Below are 19,906 nucleotides of genomic sequence, written 5' to 3'. Positions count from 1 at the left end.
CACATGCCGCTTTACGAGCATGTCTTTATCTCGCGTCAGGACCTGTCCAACGCGCAGGCCGAAGGTCTCGTCGAACACTTCTCGACCGTCCTCTCCGACAACGGCGGCAAGGTCGTCGAGTCCGAGTACTGGGGCGTCAAGACCATGGCCTACAAGATCAACAAGAACCGCAAGGGCCACTATGCCTTCCTTCGGACCGACGCCTCCTCGGACGCGGTTCAGGAGATGGAGCGCCTGATGCGCCTGCACGACGACGTGATGCGCGTCCTGACCATCAAGGTCGACGAGCACGCCGAAGGTCCGTCGATCCAGATGCAGAAGCGCGACGAGCGCGGTGACCGTGGCGACCGCCGCGAGCGCCGGCCCCGCGACTGATCCCGAAACAAGGAGTTAAACCATGGCTGCAAAACCGTTTTTCCGCCGCCGCAAGGTCTGCCCCTTCTCGGGAGACAATGCGCCCAAGATCGACTACAAGGACACCAAGCTGCTGCAGCGTTACGTGTCCGAGCGCGGCAAGATCGTGCCGTCGCGCATCACCGCCGTCTCGGCCAAGAAGCAGCGTGAGCTGGCCCGTGCCATCAAGCGCGCCCGCTTCCTCGCCCTGCTGCCCTACGCCGTGAAGTAAGGAGAGAGCGACATGCAAGTTATCCTTCTCGAACGCGTGGCCAAGCTGGGCCAGATGGGCGACGTCGTCTCCGTCAAGCCGGGCTATGCGCGCAACTACCTGCTGCTGCAGGGCAAGGCGCTGACCGCCTCGAAAGAGAACATCGCCTCCTTCGAAGAGCAGAAAGCCCAGCTCGAGGCACGCAACCTCGAAACCAAGGGTGAGGCCGAGAAACTGGCCGAGCGTCTCGACGGCCAGAAGTTCGTCGTGATTCGCCAGGCGTCGGACGGCGGCAACCTCTACGGCTCCGTCACCACCCGTGACGCCTCCGAAGTGGCCACCGCCGAGGGCTTCTCGATCGACCGCAAGCAGGTACTGATCCGTCAGCCGATCAAGGAACTGGGTCTGCACGACATCGAGGTGCACCTGCACCCCGAGGTCATGTGCATGGTCACGCTGAACGTCGCCCGCTCGCCCGAAGAGGCCGAGCTTCAGGAAGCCGGCAAGTCCATCCAGGACCTGGCCGCCGAGGAAGAGGCAGCCGCCGAATTCGAGGTCAGCCAGCTGTTCGACGACATGGGCGGCGCCGCCAATGACGACTTCGGCGACGATGCCCCGGCACCGCGCGCCGAAGAGGGCTCCGAGGATCCGCGCGACGAGGTGTAACCCCTCGCCGCACAGGCACCCGAACATTGAACCGCGCCGCATCCCGGCGCGGTTTTTTCTTTTTTGTCAGTCAGTTGACGGTCCTTCGGCGGCGCAAGGAAACCGTCACGCAACCGTCGCCCCGCCGTTACACTCCGCCCTCAGGTTTGCGCCCGTGGCCCGCCGATTCCCGGCAGGCCGACCGATTTGCAAGCCAGAGAGGCCAGCCATGAAAAAGAGCGATCTCATCGACCTGTCCTGGGACGAGTTCGACGAACTGCGCGACCCCCGCCCTGCCGGAAACGATTTCGACGCCGTCGTCGAGCGTGCCATCTCGCGCCGGGGCTTCCTGGGCGGCGCGCTGGCCTTCGGCTCTGGCGCCGTGGCCATGGGTGCGGGCGTCTTCGGCTCGGCCACCTCGGCCCGCGCGCAGGCCGCCGGTTTCGCCTTCACCCCCATCGACATCGCCACCGACTTCGACATCCACGTCCCCGAGGGCTACGCGTGGAAGCCGCTGGTGCGCTGGGGCGACGCCCTGTGGTCCGAGGCAGAGGGCGCCTTCTCGCCCGAGACCGGCGTGTCGGTCGAGATGTCGGACAAGGTCTTCGGCGAGAACACCGACGGCATGGAACTGTTCGAGGTGGACGGCAAGCAGCTGATCGCCGTGAACTCCGAATATGTGAACCCCAAGATCAACCTGCCCGCCGACAGCGAGGGCATGCCCAAGAACGCCGACGAGGTCGTGCTGCTGAAGAACCTGCAGGGCGTGACCGTGATGGAAGTGGCCGATCAGGGCGAAGGCTATGCCGTCGTCGTCGACAGCCCCTACAACCGCCGCATCACCCATGAGACGCAGATGACCATGGACGGCCCCGTCGCCGGGTCCGATCTGGTCAAGACCAATGCCGACCCCGAGGGCATGAGCCCCAAGGGCACCATGAACAACTGCGGCTCGGGCCGGACGCTCTGGGGCACCTACCTGACCTGCGAAGAGAACTTCAACGGCTACTTCGGCGCCACCGGCGAGTTCACCCTGACCGAAGGCTTCGAGCGCTACGGCATCGGCGGCGAAGGCCGCTACGCCTACGAGAAATTCGACGAGCGCTATGACCTGTCGAAAGAGCCGATGGAGCCCAACCGCCACGGCTGGATCACAGAGATCGACCCCGCGAACCCGGACAGCACCCCGGTCAAGCACAGCGCCCTGGGCCGCTTCAAGCACGAGAACGCCGCGATGACGCAGACCGCCGACGGTCGCGTCGTGGTCTACATGGGCGACGACGAGCGCGGCGAGTTCATCTATCGCTACGTCTCGAACGGCGTCTACACCGAGGGCGGCTCTACCGACGGCCTGCTGTCGGACGGCACGCTGTATGTAGCCAGGTTCAACGACGACATGACCGGCGAATGGCTGGCCCTGACGCCCGAGACCACCGGCATGGAACTGGCCGAGCTGCTGGTGCACGCCCGCATGGCAGGCTCGAAGGTCGGCGCGACCACCATGGACCGCCCCGAGTGGATCGCCGTGAACCCGCTGAAGTCCGAAGCCTACTGCGCGCTCACCAACAACTCCAAGCGCGGCAGCGAGGGCATGCCGGTCAACGCGGCCAACCCGCGCGAGACCAACGACTACGGCCAGATCGTGCGCTGGCGCCCCGAGGGCGAGGACCACGGCGCCGAGACCTTCGCCTGGGATCTCTACGTCATGGCGGGCAACCCGGCGGTCTACGACAACGCCTATGGCGGGTCCGACAACGTCACCCCCGGCAACATGTTCAACTCGCCGGACGGCATGGCCTTCGACACCCAGGGCATGCTGTGGATCCAGACCGACGGCGACGACAGCAACGAAGGCGACTTCGCCGGTCAGGGCAACAACCAGATGCTGGTGGGCAACACGGAAACCGGCGACATCGCCCGCTTCCTGACCGCGCCCAACGGCGCCGAAGTCACCGGCCTGTGCTGGTCGGCGGACAAGAAGGTGGCCTTCGTGGGCATCCAGCACCCGGGCGGTTCGTGGCCGGACGGTGACGGCATCCCGCGCTCGTCGGTGATCTCGGTCTGGCGCGAGGACGGCCAGGCCATCGGCTAAGCCGGATCCTGAAAGACCTGGGGGCCGCGTCGCAGTGTTGACGCGGCCCTTTTCTATGGGCGGTGAACACTCCCCTGCCCTTTCCGCAGCCGGAATGCGACAAGGCCGCCCCGGTTCGAGGCCTGCGGCCCCCCAACCCCCCGACACCCTCTGGCCCCGCCCCTGAAAAGCGAAAAGGCCGCCCCCAGCGGGAGCGGCCTTCGTCTCTTTGGTGCGGCGCGGCAGACCCCTGCCGCAGCCGACCGGGAAGATCACTCTTCGTCCAGAGCCTCGACGGCGGTCTGAAGCTCTTCCTTCGAAATCTCCTTCTCGGACACTTTCGCCTGCTCGGCGATCAGGTCGATGACCTTGTCCTCGAAGATCGGCGCGCGCAGCTGCTGCTGCATGCCCGGGTTCTGGCGGACGTATTCGAAGAACTGACGCTCCTGACCCGGGTACTGGCGGGCCTGGCTCATGATCGCCTGGGTCATCTCGGCCTCGGTCACTTCGACCTCTGCCTTCTGACCCAGCTCGGCCAGCAGCAGGCCAAGGCGCACGCGGCGCTCGGCCAGCGACTTGTGCTCATCCGTGGCTTCGATCTCGCCGTGGTCGTGGCCCTGAACCTCGGGGTTCTCTTCGTGCCACAGCTGGTGCGCGATCTGCTTGGCCTCGGCATCGACCAGCGAGGGCGGCAGGTCGAAGGACACCATGCCGTCCAGCTTGTCCAGCATCCCGCGCTTCATCACCTGACGTGCGGCACCGGCATACTCGGCTTCGAGACGCTCACGGATCTGGCCCTTCAGCGCCTCGAGATCCTCGGCACCGAATTTCTTCGCCAGCTCGTCGTTGATCTCGGCGGCCTTGGGCGCCTTGACCTCTTTGACGGTCACGTCAAAGACCGCGTCCTTGCCGGCCAGGTTCTCGGCGCCGTATTCCTCGGGGAACTTGACCTCGACGGCCTTCTCGTCACCGGCCTTCACGCCGACCAGCTGCTCTTCGAAGCCGGGGATGAAGGAACCGGAGCCAAGCGCCAGCGGGTAGTCCTCTGCCGCGCCGCCTTCGAAGGCCTCGCCGTCGACCTTGCCGACGAAGTCGATCACGACCTGGTCGCCGTCCTCGGACGCGCCGTCCTTGGCCTCGAACTCCTGCGCGGTCTTGGCCAGCGACTCCAGCGCCTCGTCGACGTCCGCGTCAGCGGCTTTCACCACCAGCTTCTCGACCTCGATCGCGGTCAGGTCCAGCTCGGGCACCTCGGGCAGCGCCTCGTAGGTCATCTCGACGTTGACGTCGTCGCCCTCTTTCCAGTCCTCGTTGGTCATCTTGACCTCGGGCTGAAGCGCCGGGCGGTCACCGCTGTCCTCGAAATGCTTGTTCATGGCGCCGTCGATGGCTTCCTGCATCGACTCGCCCATCAGACGCTGGCCGAACTGCTTCTTCAGCAGCGGCAGAGGCACCTTGCCCTTGCGAAAGCCCTTCAGCTCGATGTCGGGCTGGGCTTCTTTCAGTTTCTCGGTGACCTTCTCTTCAAGCTCTGCTGCCGTCACCGTGATGGCGTAGCCGCGCTTGAGGCCTTCGTTCAGCGTCTCAGTGACCTGCATGTTCATCCCTCAGAATTGCGGAGCGCCCCGGAAGGCGGGGCGCGGAAGTACGAATTTGGCATCTTCTATTGCCCGAACGGCCCTTGTGCAAGCGGGTTTCGCCCGTTTGCAAGGGCCCGCCGAGGCCGGTGCCGGAACCGCAGGACGGCGGAAATCCGCAGGCCGCTCCCGGGGTCATACAGCGGCGCCGCCGCGCCCGCGAACTTCTGTCCGCAGGACGCGCGGGCCGCATCGGTTTCAGCGAAGGGAGGAACGCCGAAACGCGGCCTGCCCGCCGTGCAGCGTCACGATGCCAGGGACGATCGCATTCGATTCGAGGGCAACGTCCCGCGCATCCACCCCGCCCGAAAGCGCCAGTGTCCTCGGTCGCGCCGCCTGCCTGACCATGACGGAGGGTTGCTTGTCTTCGGGGACGCAGGCAGCGCTGCCCGCCGCGCAGGGCCTGAACCGCCGCGCGGAAAGCAACCGGCCGCCCCCTGCGGGACGGCCGGTCATGTCATCCCGCAGGGGGCCGGATCAGACGATCAGGATATCGTCAAAGCTCAGGTCCGCCCGGTTGGTCAGCTGCGCCACGGCAATGGCATCCAGCGCGCCCGAGCCATCCGCGTCGTAGTAAAGCGTCCCGTCCCCGGAGTCGTAGATCAAGCGCTGGTCGGCGGTCTGCGCCACGCCGTCCTGCGCAACAAGGAACTGGCTTTCCAGAAGCGCCCCCGCTGTCAGCGTGTCGAAGATCGCGCCGTCCAGCAGGATGTTGTCGGTGCCGGCGGTGAAGTCGAGGATGCGATCCACGTTCGAGGCCGCGGGCGCGGTGTCGAAGAGGAAGCTGTCGGCCCCGGCCATGCCGCGCAGGACGTCCTTGCCCTCGCCGCCAGAGATCGTGTCGTCACCGTCGTAACCATAGAGGTAATTGCGGCCCGCTCCGCCGATCAGCAGGTCGCCGTGGTCCGAACCATAGACGTTCTCGACATTCGAGATCACATCGCCTTCGGCCTCGCCCCCCGTGCCGCTGCCGGTGCGCAGGTTCACGGTAACGCCCGCGTCCGACCCGACATACAGCACCGTGTCGACCCCGGCGCCGCCGTCCAGGGTGTCGGCGCCCTCGCCGCCGCGCAACCTGTCCTTGCCCGCGCCGCCGAAGATTACGTCGTCGCCATCGTTGCCGATGATTTCATTTGCACCCGCGTCGCCGGTCAGCACATCGCCGTGGTCCGACCCCTGGATGTTCTCGAAGTTGGTGACCACATCGCCCTCGGCATCGCCTCCGCTGCCGACCGTGCCGGGTTCGAGGCTGATGGTCACCCCTTCGCGCGACCCGAGGTAGCGCAGCCAGTCGGTGCCATCGCCGCCGTCCAGCGTGTCGGCCCCGGCGCCGCCGCGGATCACGTCGTCGCCGCCCATGCCGTTGATCACATCCGCCCCGCCGTAACCGAAGAGCGTGTTGGCCCCCGCGTCGCCGGTCAGCACGTCGGCGGCATTGCTGCCATAGATATGCTCGAAGCCCGAGATCACGTCGCCCTCGGCATCGCCGCCAGAGGCCGTCCCGGCGCCAAGGTCGATGCGGACACCGGCCTGCGAGCCGTAGTAATACAGCACATCCTCACCGGCGCCGCCGTCGAGCGTATCGGCGCCCGCGCCGCCCGAAACAGTGTCGCAGCCGTCGCCAGCCTCGATCAGGTCGTCACCGCCGTGCCCCTGCAGGGAATCGTCGCCGCCAAGCCCGTAGATGCCGTTCATTCCGCCGTCGCCGGACAGGTCGTCGTCGCCTTCGGTCCCGACGATGTCGTCCCGCCTGTCGTCGAGGTCGATCGAAACGCTGCCCAGCGCCTCTGCCGTGCTGCCCTGCCCGACGCGGATGCTCAGCGCCCCGGCGCCTTCGCCAAAGGCATCCTGATCGCCAAGATAGGACAGCGCGTCCGCAGCGTCGTCAAGGTAACGCTCCAGATGCTTGAGCTTGCCGGACAGCGTCACGGTGCCGGTGCCGGACCCGGCGATGTCGATCGGCCCATAACGGTCGGCAAACAGCGCGCCGGAACTGACCTCGAAGGTCAGGGTGATAACGTCGTTCTTGCCGCCGAGACTGCCCAGATCCAGATCCGACAGATCCAGCGTCCCACGCTGGTCTTCCACGAAGCGCAGTCTTTCGGGCAGTTGCCCGGCAATCCCGTTGCCGGTGTCACCGCCACGGCCTCCGGTTTCCCAGCCGAAAACATCCCATTCCCAATAAGAGCCGTTCCAATACCACATGTGCCTGTTCTCACCAATCTGGCGGGTCCGTCGCAGGCTGGATCCCCATGGCGCCGACGCCTCGTTTCGGCGCTTGGCAGGACCCAGGACCGACGGACCGGCCTGTTCTCTACTAGCGGACTGTTAACCGTAAGATTGTGGTCAGCTTTTGCCGGGAATTTGGGCATTTTGCGGTCCGCTCCGCAGGAAGCTCCGGCGAGATCCCTGAGAAATCAATTTTAATTCAATGCACTAAACGCATTTTGACCCTGCCACAGTTCGATTGTTCCCAACCTGGAAGCAGTCCGTTTCCACAGCCCTGAATCTTTCAGGTTTCGTGCAAATTTTCGCCATTTTTGCCCGCCATTAATGATTGCAAGAACCAATAAAAGGTAGGGCAGATGGTCTCGAAATCGCTTCAGGAAACGCGCCTCAACCGGGACGCAAGGGTCACGCGGCTACAGCTTGTCGCCGATAACGAAACGATCAAATCCACCGCGGAACGGGTGGCGGTGATCGGCCTTGGCTACGTCGGCCTGCCGCTGGCGGTGCGCCTGGCCCGCCGCTTCGAAGAGGTCGCGGGGTTCGACATCTCGACCCGCCGCGTGGCAGAGATCAAGAACGGCATCGACGGCTCGAACGAGGTCGACGCCCTGACGCTGCGCACCTGCGGGCTCAAGGCCAGCGCCGATCGCCGCAGCATCGCCAAGGCCTCTTTCTACATCGTGACCGTGCCGACGCCGATCAACGCCTCGAACCAGCCCGACCTCGGTCCGCTGATCTCGGCCTGCGAGACGGTCGGCCCCTGCCTGAGCAAGGGAGACCTGGTGGTCTTCGAATCCACCGTCTACCCGGGCGCCACCGAAGAAATCTGCGCGCCGATCCTCGAACGCCTCTCGGGCCTGACCTGCGGCACCGACTTCGGGCTGGGCTACAGCCCCGAGCGCATCAACCCCGGCGACAAGGTCAACACCGTCGCCAATGTGGTCAAGGTGATCTCGGGCGACAGCGCCGAGACGCTGGAACGCATCCGCAGCCTTTATGCCTCGGTCATCGACGCGGGCCTACACGCCGCCCCCAGCATCAAGGTGGCCGAGGCCGCCAAGGTGCTGGAAAACACCCAGCGCGACGTGAACATCGCCCTGATGAACGAGATGTCGATGATCTGCGACAAGATCGGCGTGAACACCCATGACGTGATCGAGGCCGCCTCGACCAAGTGGAACTTCGTCAGGATGACCCCCGGCCTTGTCGGCGGGCACTGCATCGGCGTCGATCCCTATTACCTCGCCGCGCTGGCCGAACGGCTGGGCCACAACCCGCAGCTGATCATGGCCGGGCGCCGCACCAATGAAAGCATGGTGCGCCATGTGGCCGACGCGGCGCTGCGCTTCCTGATCAAGCAGGGCGGCGACCTTGCCGGCAAGCGCGTGGGCATCTGCGGCATCACCTTCAAGGAAGACGTGCCCGACCTGCGCAACTCGAAGACGCTGGAGCTGATCGAGGTGCTGCGCGGCTACGGCCTGCAACCGGTCATGCACGACCCGCAATGCGACGCCGCCGAGGCCGCGCATTACGGCATCGAACTGACCGACAATGCCGATTTCAACGATCTCGACATGATGATCCTGGCCACCGCGCATCGCGAGTACATCGAGGACAAAGGCTTTTTCCGGCGCATCCGCGAGGGCGGTGTGCTGATGGACGTCAAGGCGGTCTTCCGCAAGACGCCCCTGCCCGGCACCCTGACCTACTGGTCGCTGTAAGCACGGGTGGGGCCTGAGCCGATGTTCACCGTCACGCCAATCGGATCCTGCCGGATCACCACGCCGCTGCGGATGGGGCAGGCCACCCACGGGGTGCGCCTGAACCTGACGCGCAGCTACGGCTACTGCCACTCTCCCGCCGAGGCGGTGCAGATGGCGCGGTTCCTGCGCGGCGAGGCCGAGATCCCCGCCGACCTCTGGCCGCTGGTCTGCCGCTCTCACGACCGCGAGACGCTGGGTGCACAGCCGCCCGAGATGTCGGACCTCTACCTGGTCGAGATCGCCTCGGCCAAGGAGCTGACCGTCGACGGCGTGTCGATCCAGTTGAACTACCTGCGCTCGGCCTTCCCCGAGTTCCTGTCGGACAGTACCCGCGCCGCCGCCTTCTGGGATCTGGCGGATGCCGGGGACGAGCCCGCCACCGCCGCCTTCCTCGACAGCGCGTGGTCCGCCACCGCCGAACAACGCGCGCAGTCAAAGCTGCTGGCCCGCATCCGCCGCAGCCTGGTGACCCGCGACAGCCTGCGCGCCGACCTTCAGACGCTGGCGTCGTTGCTGCCGGACCTCTTGGTGGTGACGCATGTGAACGCGGTGAAACCGGACGGCCTGCCGATCCGCTCGCGCGCCGGGCTGATCGACATGGTCGCCGAGGAATGCGCGGCGCTGGGTCTGCCCTGCTGCAACCCGACGGAGCTGATGGTGGAATTCGGCCAGCCCCGCGCCATCGAGGACGACAGCACCAGCCTTGCCCATTTCACCGAGGCCTTCGCCCGCGCGCTGATGGCCGAGTGGATGCGCACCACCATCGCGCCGCGCACCGAGGCGCTGACCGCGACCCGGCCCGAGCCCTTTGTCGCGCAGGTCGAGGCGGCGATAGAACGCGGCGACCTGAACGACGCCTGCACGCGGCTGGCCCGGGTCTCTGACCGCTTCCCCGCCGCCCGCGCCGCGCTGGACGCGCTTCGGGCCGACAGGGCCCTGGCCCAGTCCGATCTGGGCGATGCCGGAGCCGACCCCGTGGCGTGGATGCGCCGCGCCGCCGCGCTGGGGTGCTTCGACGGGGCCGCCGCCCTGCTGGACCGGCGCGACGACCTGCCCTGCGATCTGCTTACCGATCTTGCCCTTGCGGCCCATGAGGCCGGGGCCTTGCCGCAGGCCGCGCGCCTTGCCTGCGCCGCCCTGCGCCAGACACCGCAGGCGCGCCGCCCCGCCACCGTTCTGGCCGGACTGGTGCAGGACCACGCACTCTCTCTTGCGGGCCGTCTGGACCCGGCGCTGATTGCCCGGGTGCAAGAGGCCCTGATGCCCGAGGGCATCGCCCGCGCCCTGCGGCGCCCCGCACCCTGCCTGCCCACGCTGATCGCGGCAGATCTGCCCGGCGCCACCCTGGCCCGGATCGCCGGGCAGGCCGGTGTCGCCGCCGCACCCGCCGTGGCCCACTGGCGCAAGGCGCAGGGGCCGGGACGCATCCGCGACGCCGCGCTGAACGCGGTGATCGAGGCATGGCTGGCCGAGGCGCTGGCGCTGGACACCGCCCGGGACCGCGCCCAAGCGCTGGCCCGGCTGGCGCAGACCGATCCGCGCAACGCCGCCCTGCGCCACGCGCTGCGCGAGGCCCGCACCGATCTGGTGACCCGCATTCGCGGGCTGGGCAAGGCGGGCGACCTGCCCGCGCTGGAGGCTCTGGGCGCCGAGGTGACCGCCCTGCCCGATACCCGCGCAGAATTCGACCTCTGGCGCGCGCGGCTGCTGCTGGCCCGGGGCCGCACCGCCGAGGCCGCCGAAGCCGGGCTTGCCGCCACCAGAGCGATGCCGGACCGGCTGACGCTTTGGGTTCTGGTCATGCGCGCGGCCCGCCGCGCCCGCGACGAAGCCCTTGCCCTGCAGGCCGCGGGCCGCGTTCTGTCGCTTGCGGATGACAACCCCCGACTGGCAGCCGAGGCCCTCAGGCTTCGCGACGCCCTTCCGGCCTGCGCGTGACGCCATGACCTCACTGGCGGAAAAACTGGACTTCTCGCACAGCGCGCCGCCGCTGCCCCCCGGCGCGTCGCAGCAGATCTTCGACCTGGCCCGGGGCGTATCCTCGCCCGCCATGGCCGAAGAGGTTCTGACGCAGCTGGAACCGCTGCTGGACCGGTTCCGCGCCGACCGCCACCTTGCGCTGGCCTCGGGCCTTCTGATGGAACGCCTGCGCCGCGAAAAGGACATGCGCGCGGTCTGGAGCGCCCTGCAAGAGCGGTTCCCGCAAGACCCGCTGGCGCTGCGCATGCTGATGCGCTGGCTGCGCCGCGACGGTCGTGTGGACGAGGGCCTTGCCCGCATCGCGCGCCATTACCCGGATTGCTGGCGGGCGCTGCCGCAGGCGCGCATCGCCCTGCCCGGCCTGATCGAGCTGAAGGCCTGGGCCGAACTGGATCAGCTTTGGTCAACGCTCTCGGTCCTGCATACGACCGACCGCGCCATCCGCATGGACTACATCAAGGCCCTGGCCGAACAATCGCGTTTCCCCGAAGCCGCCAAAGTGGCAGATGCGGTGCACGGGCGGGACCGCATGGGCGCGGCCTCGCAGGACCTGCTGGCGCGGGTCGAGGCACAGGCAGAGATGATGGGACGGTACGACTTGGAGCAATCGGCAGCGGCCATCGACGCCATCTTCGCCCGCGCGCCCGCGCGGCGCCCGCTGAACCGCGCGCGGCGGATGGTGTTCTTCTCCGGCCAGTTGGGCACCGGCGGCGCAGAGCGCCAGATGACCCGGATCGCCTGCGCCTTCCTCGACCGCGCCGCGCTGGTGGGCGACCCGCTGCCCGAGGTCTGGGTCAAGCACGCCAACCCCGCCACCGGCTCTGATTTCTACCGCCCGATGCTGGCCGAGGCCGGTGTGCCGACCCGCGTCTTTTCCGAGGAGAAGGAGATCGCCGTCGCGGCGCTGGACGGCCTGACCCCGGACCTGCGCGACCTGCTGTCGCTGCTGGCCCCGGACGTCAAGCGCCACACCTGCCAGTTGCTTCAGGCCTTCCGCGCGCACCGGACAGAGGTCGCCTATCTCTGGCAGGACGGCGGCATCGTGCAATCCGCCATCGCCGCCGTGTTGGCCGGGGTGCCGCGCATCGTGACCTCTTTCCGGGGGCTGCCGCCGAACCTGCGCCCGAACTTCTGGCGCCCGGAACTGCCGGTGCTCTACAAGGCGCTGGCGGCCATGCCGCATGTCACCTTCACCGCCAACAGCCAGAAGGCGGCCACCGCCTACGAGGACTGGCTGAACCTTGCCCCCGGCACCGTGCAGGTCATTCCCAATGCCGTGAAGGTCATGCCGCCCGAGGGCGACGACGAGGACCGCGCCGCCTGGTTCGACATCCTCGAACGCTCTGCCCCCTGCACCCGCACCGTGGTCGGGGTCTTCCGCTTCGACGAGAACAAGCGCCCGCTGCGCTGGATCGAGGCCGCCGCCCGCTACCTTGCCAAACGCGACGACACGCGCTTTGTCATGCTGGGGTCCGGCGGGCTGTTTCCCGACGCTCAGGCGAAGATCGCCGAGCTGGGCCTGCAGGACCGCGTCTTCGCGCTGGGGATCCGCAGCAAGGTGGGATTCTACATGCACCGCGCCGACCTGCTGATGCACCTCGCCGCGATGGAGGGCCTGCCCAACGTGCTGATCGAGGCGCAGCTGGTCGGCACCCCGGTTCTGGCCACCCCCGCCGGCGGCACCGACGAGGTGGTGGAACAGGGCGTCACCGGCACCATCCTGTCGGATGCGGAAACCCTGCCCGAAGAGGAACTCGACACCCGTCTGGCCCAGATGCTGGACGACCCGGACCGGCTGGCGCGCTATGGCGCTTTGGCCATGGCGCACTCTATTGATCGCTTCTCGGTCGAGACAATCCTTGACCGGACCGCCGAACTCTTCGAAAATCCGCGCTGACAAGGGCGCAAAGCCCCTCACAACCGGCGCAAAGCCGGCCAGCAAGACGAGCAGGCAGTAGACATGACCACCGTTTTCGTAACCGGCACCGCCGGATTCATCGGCTTTCATCTGGCCCGGCACCTGCTGGACGAGGGCTTTGACGTGGTCGGCTACGACGGCATGACCGACTACTACGACGTCTCGCTGAAAGAGGAACGTCACCGCATCCTTTGCGAGAACCCGCGCTTTCGCTGCGTGATCGGCATGCTGGAGGACATGGAGACCCTGTCGAAGGCCGTCGCCGAGGCCGACCCGCAGGTGATCGTCCACCTCGCCGCGCAGGCGGGCGTGCGCTACAGCCTCGAAAACCCGCGCGCCTATGTGGACAGCAACCTCGTCGGCACCTTCAACCTGATGGAATGCGCGCGCGAACGGGCGGTCGACCACCTGCTGATGGCCTCGACCTCTTCGGTCTACGGCGGCAACACCGAGATGCCCTTCGACGAGACCCAGAAGACCGACCTGCCGCTGACGCTTTACGCCGCCACCAAGAAGGCCAACGAGGCCATGGCGCACAGCTATGCCCACCTGTGGAAGCTGCCGACGACCATGTTCCGCTTCTTCACGGTCTACGGCCCCTACGGGCGGCCCGACCTCGCGCTGTTCAAGTTCGTGCGCGCCGCGCTCGCCGGGGAAAGCATCGATGTCTACAACCACGGCAAGATGTACCGCGATTTCACCTATGTCGGTGACCTCGTGCACGCGATCCGGCTGCTGGTCGACACGCCGCCGCCGCTGGTCGAGGGTCGCGGCGCCCCCATCCCCAAGGACAGCCTGTCGCCGGTGGCGCCCTTCCGCACGTTGAACATCGGCAACGGCGCCTCTGTCGCGCTCTTGGATTTCATCACCGAGACCGAGAAGGCCCTTGGCATGACCATCGAGAAGAACATGATGGAGATGCAGAAGGGCGATGTCCCCGCCACATGGGCCGACACCGACCTTCTGGAGGCGCTGACCGGCTACCGCCCGAACACCCCCGTCGCCAAGGGCATCGGGCAATTCGTCGAGTGGTATCGCGGATACTACAGGATCTGACCGTTTGGCCGAGGCCTTCCATATCGCGCCTCCGGGCGGTCCGGGCCGGGTCCTTGCCCTGCTCGACCGCGAACGGCGGACCCGCTTTGCCGGTGGCGCGCTTGGATACCTCTGGGCCTATATCAACCCGGTGGTCTGGATCGCCCTGATCGTCGGGCTGTTCGTCTACCTCGACCGCCGCCCGCCCATCGACGCGGGGCTGGAGATCTTCGTGGCCACCGGCATCCTGCCCTACGTGGCCTTTCGCCAGACGGTCACCGCGCTATCGCGCATATTGCCCGCCCATCGCCACATGCGCACCCTGCCCGGCGTAGACACCAACACGATCCTCTGGGCAGGCATGCTGCTGGAGGCGATCAACCTCGCGGTCTCGGCCCTGCTGATCTTCGGCGGCGTGACGCTGATCTTCGGCGCCGCCCTGCCCGCCTCGCTGCCCGGCGTGCTCTGGGCCTTTGCGGTGGCCTGGGCACTGGGGGCGGGCGTGGGCCGCTTCACCGCCATCGCGGGCCAGCTGTCGCAGACCTTCGCGCGCACCGTGCCGCTGGCGCTGCGGCCCTTCTTCTGGCTGTCGGGGGTCTTCTACATCGCCGCCGAACTGCCCGCCGGGGTGCGCGACCTGATGTGGTACAGCCCCTTCCTGCATGTGACCGAACTGCTGCGCGAGGGCTATTTCCTCGGCTTCGACAGCCCCATGGCCGATGCCCGCTATCCGCTGCTGATCGGCGCCGGATTCTACCTTGCCTCGCTGCCGCTGGAACGCTTCGCCACGAACCGCCGCCTGCTGCGGGGGATGTCGTGATCGAGGTCCGCGACATGACCCTGATGACGCCGGGCCTGCGGCACCGCCGGGTGATCCTGTCGGGCGCCTCGTTCCGGGTTGCGCCCGGCGACCGGCTGGGCATCCTCGCCGCGCCGGGCAGCGGCAAGAGCACGCTGGCCCGCGTCCTCTCGGGCATCGACCGGCCCGATGGCGGCAGCGTCCGGCGGCAGGGCCGCGTCAGCTGGCCCATCGGCTTCGCGGGCTTCCTGCACCCGGAACTGACCGTCGCCGAGAACCTCGCGACCCTGGCCCGCCTCGTCGGCCTGTCCGCGCGCGACGTGACCGGCTTCTGCACCGAATTCACCGGCATCGCCGGTCTGGCCGGGCGGCGCATGAAGACGCTGACGCCGACGCAACGCGCGACGCTGGCCTATGCCTGCGCGCTCTGCGTGCCCGGCCCCGCGACATGGATCGCCGACGAGGTGATCTCGGTCGGAGAGCCGCACCACCGCAGGCTTTGCGACCGGATCCTTGCCGAGCGGCTGGACGAGGGCGCGCTGGTCTTTCTGTCGCGCAACGCGCGCCAGCTGAAGATCTGGTGCGACCGTTTCATGGTGCTGATCGCGGGACGGCTGGTGCCCTGCGACGATCTCGACGTGGCGCAGCAGGCGCTGGAACTCGAAGCCGCCAGCCGACTGGCAGAAGGACGAGGTGCGGCATGACACAAACGGCCAAGACCGACGAGGACCGCATCGCGGCATGGCGCGAACAACGCGCCGCCATCGCCGCCGCCGACAAGGCCGCCCGGCTGGGCCACTCCGCCACGGCAGAGGACGCCCCCCGCCCGGCACCCGCACCGCAGGACGCCGGGGCGCCAGAGGCCGAACGCGCCGCCCCCCCGGACAGCGCAACGGACAATGCGCCCGCCGGGCCGGAAGAGACGGCGCAGGCCCCGGCGCCCGACGCGACCAAAGCGGAGCGGAACACCGCGCCCGCCGCGCCCGCCGCGCCCGCCGCGCCCGAAGCCTCAGCCGCCAAGGCACCTGCCGCAAGCGCCGACTCCGTGAATGCACCGGGCGCAAGGACCGCCCCCGCCCCGGCAGCACCCGAGGCGCAGGCCTTCCTCGATGCCGCCCGGGCCGGGACGGCCCGGACCCTCCCGCCAGAGCCACGCGGCCCCCGGTTCCGTCTTCTCGGCGCGCTTGCCCTGCTGCCGGTCCTGCTGACCGGGCTCTATCTTGGCGTCATCGCCACACCGCTTTACGAGGCGCGCTCGGTCATCGCCATCACCCGCCCGGGCGACGCGGGCAACAGCGTGCAGGCGGGCCTTCTGGGCGGCGAGAAGCCGGTCAACCTGCAAGACGTCTTCCGCGCCGCCACCTTCATCAAGAGCCGCGCCCTGATGCAGGATCTCGAAGCGCAGACCGGCTTTGTCACCGAGGTCAGCGGCCCCGCCGTCGACCCGCTGCGCCGCCTGCGCGACATCCCCGCCCTGTCGATCACCCGGCACGGGCGTTTCGACCGCTACGTGGAAACCTCGGTCGACGTGCAAAGCGGGCTGCTGACGCTTTATGTCCGCGCCCCCGACCCGGACCGCGCCATCGCCGTCTCCGAGGCGGTGCTGACCAGCGCCGAAGCGCAGGTCGCGCGGCTGGGTCAGGCGCTGTTCGACCAGCGCCGCGCCGATGCCGCCCTGATGCGCGAAAGCGCAGAGGCACAGGTGCGCGAGGCACAGGCCCGGCTTCTGACCCTGCAAATGCGCTATCAGGACGTCGATCCGCGCCAGCGGGTCGAGAACATCTACGCCCGCATCCGGGGGCTGGAGGAAGAGGCCTACCGCACAAGGACCGAGATCCAGAAGGCGCAGATCGCCGGGGTCGGCGAGAACCGCCAGACCGCCAATCTGGAGGCCCTGGCCCTGCAGTTGGACGCCCAGATCCGCACAGAGCGCGAGCAGCTGGTGGCACCGGAAGGCACCTCGGCGACGCCCCTGAACACCATGCTGGCGGAATACGACGACGCGGCGCTGGAACTGGAGCTGGCGCGCGAAGCGGTCCGCGAGGCGATCGAGGCCGAGATCGCCGCCAACCGCGAAGCCGCGCTGAACCGCAGCATCTTCCAGGTGGTCGTGCAGCCGGACACGGACGACATTCCGGCCTATCCCCGCAGCTTCGGCACGATCCTCACGGTTCTGATCGCCAGCATCGGCCTGCTGGCGGTGATCCTGTCGGGCCGTGGCGCCACAGCGGGCGCGCGGCGGCCCTGACGCGCTCCGCCTGGCCCTGCCGGGGCCATGCAACGCGGGACCGGCGCGCTTGCAGTCCGCCCCCCGTCCATCCCGGGCGCCGTCCCCGGCGCGCTTGGCCAAACGGCCCTTGCAAGACCTGCGGCAACTGCCCCTCGGGCCTCCGCCCCGACCCGGGCGGCGCGGGTGGCGTTGAACTCGGGCAGCAACCTGATAGGCTGAAGGCCACCCAGGGGTGTCCCGACAAGGGGCTGAGATATCGCTGGCGCTTCGGTCGCAGGGTCGTTGGGCAGCGCGGTGACCCTTTGAACCTGATCCGGATCATGCCGGCGAAGGGACAGGATCGCACCGCCCTCTTGCCCTTGCCGGCCCCAGAATGACGAGGCCGCCTTGCCCGCACCATCGACAGCCCCACGCCCGATTGCGGCGACCATCGCCGCCGTCATCCGCGACAGGCAGGTGCTTCTGGTGCGCCGCGCAAACCCGCCCGACGCGGGGCTCTGGGGCTTCCCGGGCGGAAAGATCGATCAGGGCGAAACCCTGTTCGAGGCCGCGATCCGGGAACTGGCCGAGGAAACCGGCGTCGCCGCCGAACCGCTGCGCGTGGTCACCGCCGTCGATGCCTTCGACCGCGACGAGACAGGCGCCCTGCGCCGGCACTTCATCCTGATCGCCGTGCTGTGCCGCTGGACCGCCGGAGAGCCGGTTGCGGCGGACGACGCGCTGGACGCGCGATGGGTTGATCTGGATGCGCTGCAAGACACCGGCCTCGCCCTCAGCCTCGACGTGGCCGAGGTCGCGGAACAGGCCGCCGCGCTGATGTCGCGGATGCCGTCCGGATCGCCAAAACCCTGACCGTCGCGGGCACCGGCCCCGCAACCGGCCGCGCCCGAGAGCACCCGCCTGACCGCGTCACGCCCGCCAGAGACGGGACACCCGGGGCCCTGCCCCGGATGCCGGTCGTGCGCTTTGCCTGCCCCAGCACCCGGGCGTCTGGCCGCGCACGGGTCCGACACCGCGAGGCGCCCGCGACCCCCAGAACAGGGGCCGCGGAGTTCCCGGCCACGGCACTGGCGATGCAGGGCGTGACGCAGAGGACCGTCAAGGGCCCTCCGCTGTCCGGCTCAGGCCTTGTCCTCCACCGGCAGATACAGCCTGCCGCCCTCGCGGAACTTCTCGGCCATGCGCGCCATGCCGTCCTTCTGCGCCTCGGCGCGGATGTCGTGGCTGATCCGCATCGAGCAGAACTTCGGCCCGCACATGGAACAGAAATGCGCGACCTTGTGGGCCTCTTTCGGCAGGGTCTCGTCATGCATGGACCGCGCGGTTTCGGGATCGAGCGAGAGGTTGAACTGATCCTCCCAGCGGAACTCGAACCGCGCGCGGCTCAGGGCATCGTCGCGGATCTGCGCCGCCGGGTGGCCCTTGGCCAGATCCGCCGCATGGGCCGCGATCTTGTAGGTGATGACGCCCACCTTCACATCGTCCCGGTCGGGCAGCCCGAGGTGCTCCTTGGGCGTCACGTAACACAGCATCGCCGTGCCGAACCAGCCGATCATCGCCGCGCCAATGCCGCTGGTGATATGGTCGTAGCCCGGCGCGATATCGGTGGTCAGCGGCCCAAGCGTGTAAAAGGGCGCCTCGCCGCAGACCTGCAACTGCTTGTCCATATTGGCCTTGATCTTGTGCATGGGCACATGGCCCGGTCCCTCGATCATCACCTGACAGTCCTTCGCCCAAGCGATCTGCGTCAGCTCGCCCAGCGTCTCCAGCTCGGCAAACTGCGCCGCGTCATTGGCATCCGCGATGGAGCCGGGGCGCAGCCCGTCGCCAAGGCTGAACGACACGTCATAGGCGCGCGCGATCTCGCAGATCTCGTCGAAATGTTCATAGAGGAAGCTCTCGCGGTGATGGTGCAGGCACCATTTGGCCATGATCGAGCCGCCGCGCGACACGATGCCCGTCACCCGGTTCACCGTCATCGGGATCATGTGCAAGCGGACCCCCGCGTGGATGGTGAAGTAATCCACCCCCTGCTCGGCCTGTTCGATCAGCGTGTCGCGGAAGACCTCCCAGGTCAGATCCTCGGCAATGCCGCCGACCTTCTCCAAGGCCTGGTACAGCGGCACCGTGCCGATGGGCACCGGGCTGTTGCGGATGATCCAGTCGCGGATGTTGTGGATGTTGCGGCCCGTCGACAGGTCCATGACCGTATCGGCGCCCCAGCGGGTGGCCCAGACCATCTTTTCCACCTCTTCCGCCATCGAGGAGGTCACGGCGGAGTTGCCGATATTGGCGTTGATCTTCACAAGGAAGTTGCGCCCGATGGCCATGGGCTCGGCCTCGGGGTGGTTGATATTGGCGGGGATGATCGCACGGCCCTGCGCGATCTCGTCCCGGACGAACTCGGGCGTGATGAAATCGGGGATCGCGGCGCCGAAGCTTTCGCCGTCACGGGCAAGGGCCTCGGCCTGCGCCTTGCGACCGAGGTTTTCCCGGATCGCGACGAATTCCATCTCGGGCGTGACGATCCCGGCGCGGGCATAGGCCATCTGCGTCACGGCGCGGCCCTGCGTGGCCCGGCGCGGGGCGTGGCGCAGCGGGAATTCCGGCACCAGCCGGGTGCCCTCGGCAAAGCCGTTGTCGGCGGGGGTGATGGCGCGCCCCGCGTAGGTCTGGGTATCGCCGCGCGCCGCGATCCAGCCCGCGCGCAGGCGCGGCAGGCCCCGGTCGATGGCGATCTCGGCCTCGGGGTCGGTGTAGGGCCCGGAACTGTCGTAGACGGTGACGGGCGGCTCTCCCGCCGTGGGATGCAGGTCGATCTCGCGCATGGGCACGCGGATCTCGGGGTGTCTTTGCCCCGCGTGCCAGACGCGGCGCGAGGCGGGCAGCGGGCCCGTGGTGACGGTTGGGGTCAGGTCTTTCATCGGTCAGAGCCTCCAGTGCTCAATGCGTTGGAGACCCAGTTCCGCGTCGAATGGGATTGCCGGGACGGATT

At 68.0% G+C, this 19,906-nt stretch carries 15 protein-coding genes and 1 riboswitch; of the genes, 12 read left to right on the top strand and 3 right to left on the bottom strand.

The genetic code is table 11. The annotated features are described in order from the left end of the window. The first annotated feature begins 3 nt into the window (after positions 1–3). The 4 genes from rpsF (at position 4) to ACN5KJ_RS10035 (ending at position 3,341) form a co-directional block, all read left to right on the top strand. The gene (gene rpsF, locus ACN5KJ_RS10050; protein ID WP_023850237.1) at positions 4–375 is read left to right on the top strand and encodes a 30S ribosomal protein S6; all 372 of its coding nucleotides are present in this window, start codon (positions 4–6) and stop codon (positions 373–375) included. Positions 376–397: 22 nt separating this feature from the next. After that, complete coding sequence (gene rpsR / locus ACN5KJ_RS10045; RefSeq protein WP_023850238.1) at positions 398–625, top strand: 30S ribosomal protein S18; 228 nt, start codon at positions 398–400, stop codon at positions 623–625. Positions 626–637: 12 nt separating this feature from the next. Beyond that, positions 638–1,270, top strand: a complete 633-nt coding sequence (gene rplI, locus ACN5KJ_RS10040; RefSeq protein WP_418593718.1) for a 50S ribosomal protein L9 — start codon at positions 638–640, stop codon at positions 1,268–1,270. 208 nt (positions 1,271–1,478) lie between these two features. Next, positions 1,479–3,341 (top strand): PhoX family protein, encoded by a 1,863-nt coding sequence (locus tag ACN5KJ_RS10035; RefSeq protein ID WP_418593716.1) that lies wholly within the window; start codon positions 1,479–1,481, stop codon positions 3,339–3,341. Between the two features lie 251 nt (positions 3,342–3,592). On the opposite strand, the gene tig is transcribed toward ACN5KJ_RS10035, so the two are convergent. Together tig and ACN5KJ_RS10025 are read right to left on the bottom strand one after the other, a co-directional pair. After that, positions 3,593–4,918: a trigger factor gene (gene tig, locus ACN5KJ_RS10030; RefSeq protein WP_418593715.1), complete on the bottom strand. Its 1,326-nt coding sequence runs from the start codon at positions 4,916–4,918 to the stop codon at positions 3,593–3,595. Between the two features lie 516 nt (positions 4,919–5,434). Continuing rightward, complete coding sequence (locus tag ACN5KJ_RS10025) at positions 5,435–7,162, bottom strand: calcium-binding protein (RefSeq protein ID WP_418593714.1); 1,728 nt, start codon at positions 7,160–7,162, stop codon at positions 5,435–5,437. Between the two features lie 380 nt (positions 7,163–7,542). On the opposite strand from ACN5KJ_RS10025, the gene ACN5KJ_RS10020 reads away from it, so the two are divergent. The 8 genes from ACN5KJ_RS10020 (at position 7,543) to ACN5KJ_RS09985 (ending at position 17,763) form a co-directional block, all read left to right on the top strand. Then, positions 7,543–8,907, top strand: coding sequence for a nucleotide sugar dehydrogenase (locus tag ACN5KJ_RS10020; RefSeq protein ID WP_418593713.1), 1,365 nt, complete (start codon positions 7,543–7,545; stop codon positions 8,905–8,907). Between the two features lie 21 nt (positions 8,908–8,928). Beyond that, a complete protein-coding gene (locus ACN5KJ_RS10015) occupies positions 8,929–10,887 on the top strand; it encodes a hypothetical protein (RefSeq protein WP_418593711.1) in 1,959 nt (652 codons plus the stop codon). A gap of 4 nt (positions 10,888–10,891) precedes the next feature. Then, a complete protein-coding gene (locus ACN5KJ_RS10010) occupies positions 10,892–12,826 on the top strand; it encodes a glycosyltransferase (protein WP_418593709.1) in 1,935 nt (644 codons plus the stop codon). A gap of 63 nt (positions 12,827–12,889) precedes the next feature. Further along, positions 12,890–13,903 carry an NAD-dependent epimerase/dehydratase family protein gene (locus tag ACN5KJ_RS10005; protein WP_418593708.1) on the top strand — a complete coding sequence of 338 codons (1,014 nt, stop codon included), beginning with the start codon at positions 12,890–12,892 and terminating at the stop codon, positions 13,901–13,903. Between the two features lie 4 nt (positions 13,904–13,907). Beyond that, positions 13,908–14,702, top strand: a complete 795-nt coding sequence (locus tag ACN5KJ_RS10000; protein ID WP_418593707.1) for an ABC transporter permease — start codon at positions 13,908–13,910, stop codon at positions 14,700–14,702. After that, positions 14,699–15,385 carry an ATP-binding cassette domain-containing protein gene (locus ACN5KJ_RS09995; RefSeq protein WP_418593705.1) on the top strand — a complete coding sequence of 229 codons (687 nt, stop codon included), beginning with the start codon at positions 14,699–14,701 and terminating at the stop codon, positions 15,383–15,385. Before ACN5KJ_RS10000 ends, ACN5KJ_RS09995 begins: the two co-directional genes overlap by 4 nt. Then, positions 15,382–16,929, top strand: a complete 1,548-nt coding sequence (locus ACN5KJ_RS09990; protein ID WP_418593703.1) for a hypothetical protein — start codon at positions 15,382–15,384, stop codon at positions 16,927–16,929. The genes ACN5KJ_RS09995 and ACN5KJ_RS09990 overlap by 4 nt, the downstream gene beginning before the upstream one ends. Positions 16,930–17,129: 200 nt before the next feature. After that, positions 17,130–17,265, top strand: a riboswitch (TPP riboswitch). A gap of 33 nt (positions 17,266–17,298) precedes the next feature. Then, a complete protein-coding gene (locus ACN5KJ_RS09985) occupies positions 17,299–17,763 on the top strand; it encodes an NUDIX hydrolase (RefSeq protein ID WP_418593701.1) in 465 nt (154 codons plus the stop codon). 269 nt (positions 17,764–18,032) lie between these two features. Here the strand turns inward: ACN5KJ_RS09985 and thiC are convergent, their stop codons facing one another. Continuing rightward, positions 18,033–19,835 (bottom strand): phosphomethylpyrimidine synthase ThiC, encoded by a 1,803-nt coding sequence (gene thiC, locus ACN5KJ_RS09980; RefSeq protein WP_418593699.1) that lies wholly within the window; start codon positions 19,833–19,835, stop codon positions 18,033–18,035. Positions 19,836–19,906 lie beyond the last annotated feature (71 nt).

The organism is Ponticoccus sp. (in: a-proteobacteria) (genome assembly GCF_048381735.1).
This window is presented reverse-complemented; position numbering and strand designations above follow the sequence as displayed.

Coding starts and splice junctions, on each gene's coding strand:
- rpsF (WP_023850237.1), top strand. CDS start 4: ATGCCGCTTTACGAGCATGTCTTTATCTCGCGTCAGGACCTGTCCAAC.
- rpsR (WP_023850238.1), top strand. CDS start 398: ATGGCTGCAAAACCGTTTTTCCGCCGCCGCAAGGTCTGCCCCTTCTCG.
- rplI (WP_418593718.1), top strand. CDS start 638: ATGCAAGTTATCCTTCTCGAACGCGTGGCCAAGCTGGGCCAGATGGGC.
- ACN5KJ_RS10035 (WP_418593716.1), top strand. CDS start 1,479: ATGAAAAAGAGCGATCTCATCGACCTGTCCTGGGACGAGTTCGACGAA.
- tig (WP_418593715.1), bottom strand. CDS start 4,918: ATGCAGGTCACTGAGACGCTGAACGAAGGCCTCAAGCGCGGCTACGCC.
- ACN5KJ_RS10025 (WP_418593714.1), bottom strand. CDS start 7,162: ATGTGGTATTGGAACGGCTCTTATTGGGAATGGGATGTTTTCGGCTGG.
- ACN5KJ_RS10020 (WP_418593713.1), top strand. CDS start 7,543: ATGGTCTCGAAATCGCTTCAGGAAACGCGCCTCAACCGGGACGCAAGG.
- ACN5KJ_RS10015 (WP_418593711.1), top strand. CDS start 8,929: ATGTTCACCGTCACGCCAATCGGATCCTGCCGGATCACCACGCCGCTG.
- ACN5KJ_RS10010 (WP_418593709.1), top strand. CDS start 10,892: ATGACCTCACTGGCGGAAAAACTGGACTTCTCGCACAGCGCGCCGCCG.
- ACN5KJ_RS10005 (WP_418593708.1), top strand. CDS start 12,890: ATGACCACCGTTTTCGTAACCGGCACCGCCGGATTCATCGGCTTTCAT.
- ACN5KJ_RS09990 (WP_418593703.1), top strand. CDS start 15,382: ATGACACAAACGGCCAAGACCGACGAGGACCGCATCGCGGCATGGCGC.
- thiC (WP_418593699.1), bottom strand. CDS start 19,835: ATGAAAGACCTGACCCCAACCGTCACCACGGGCCCGCTGCCCGCCTCG.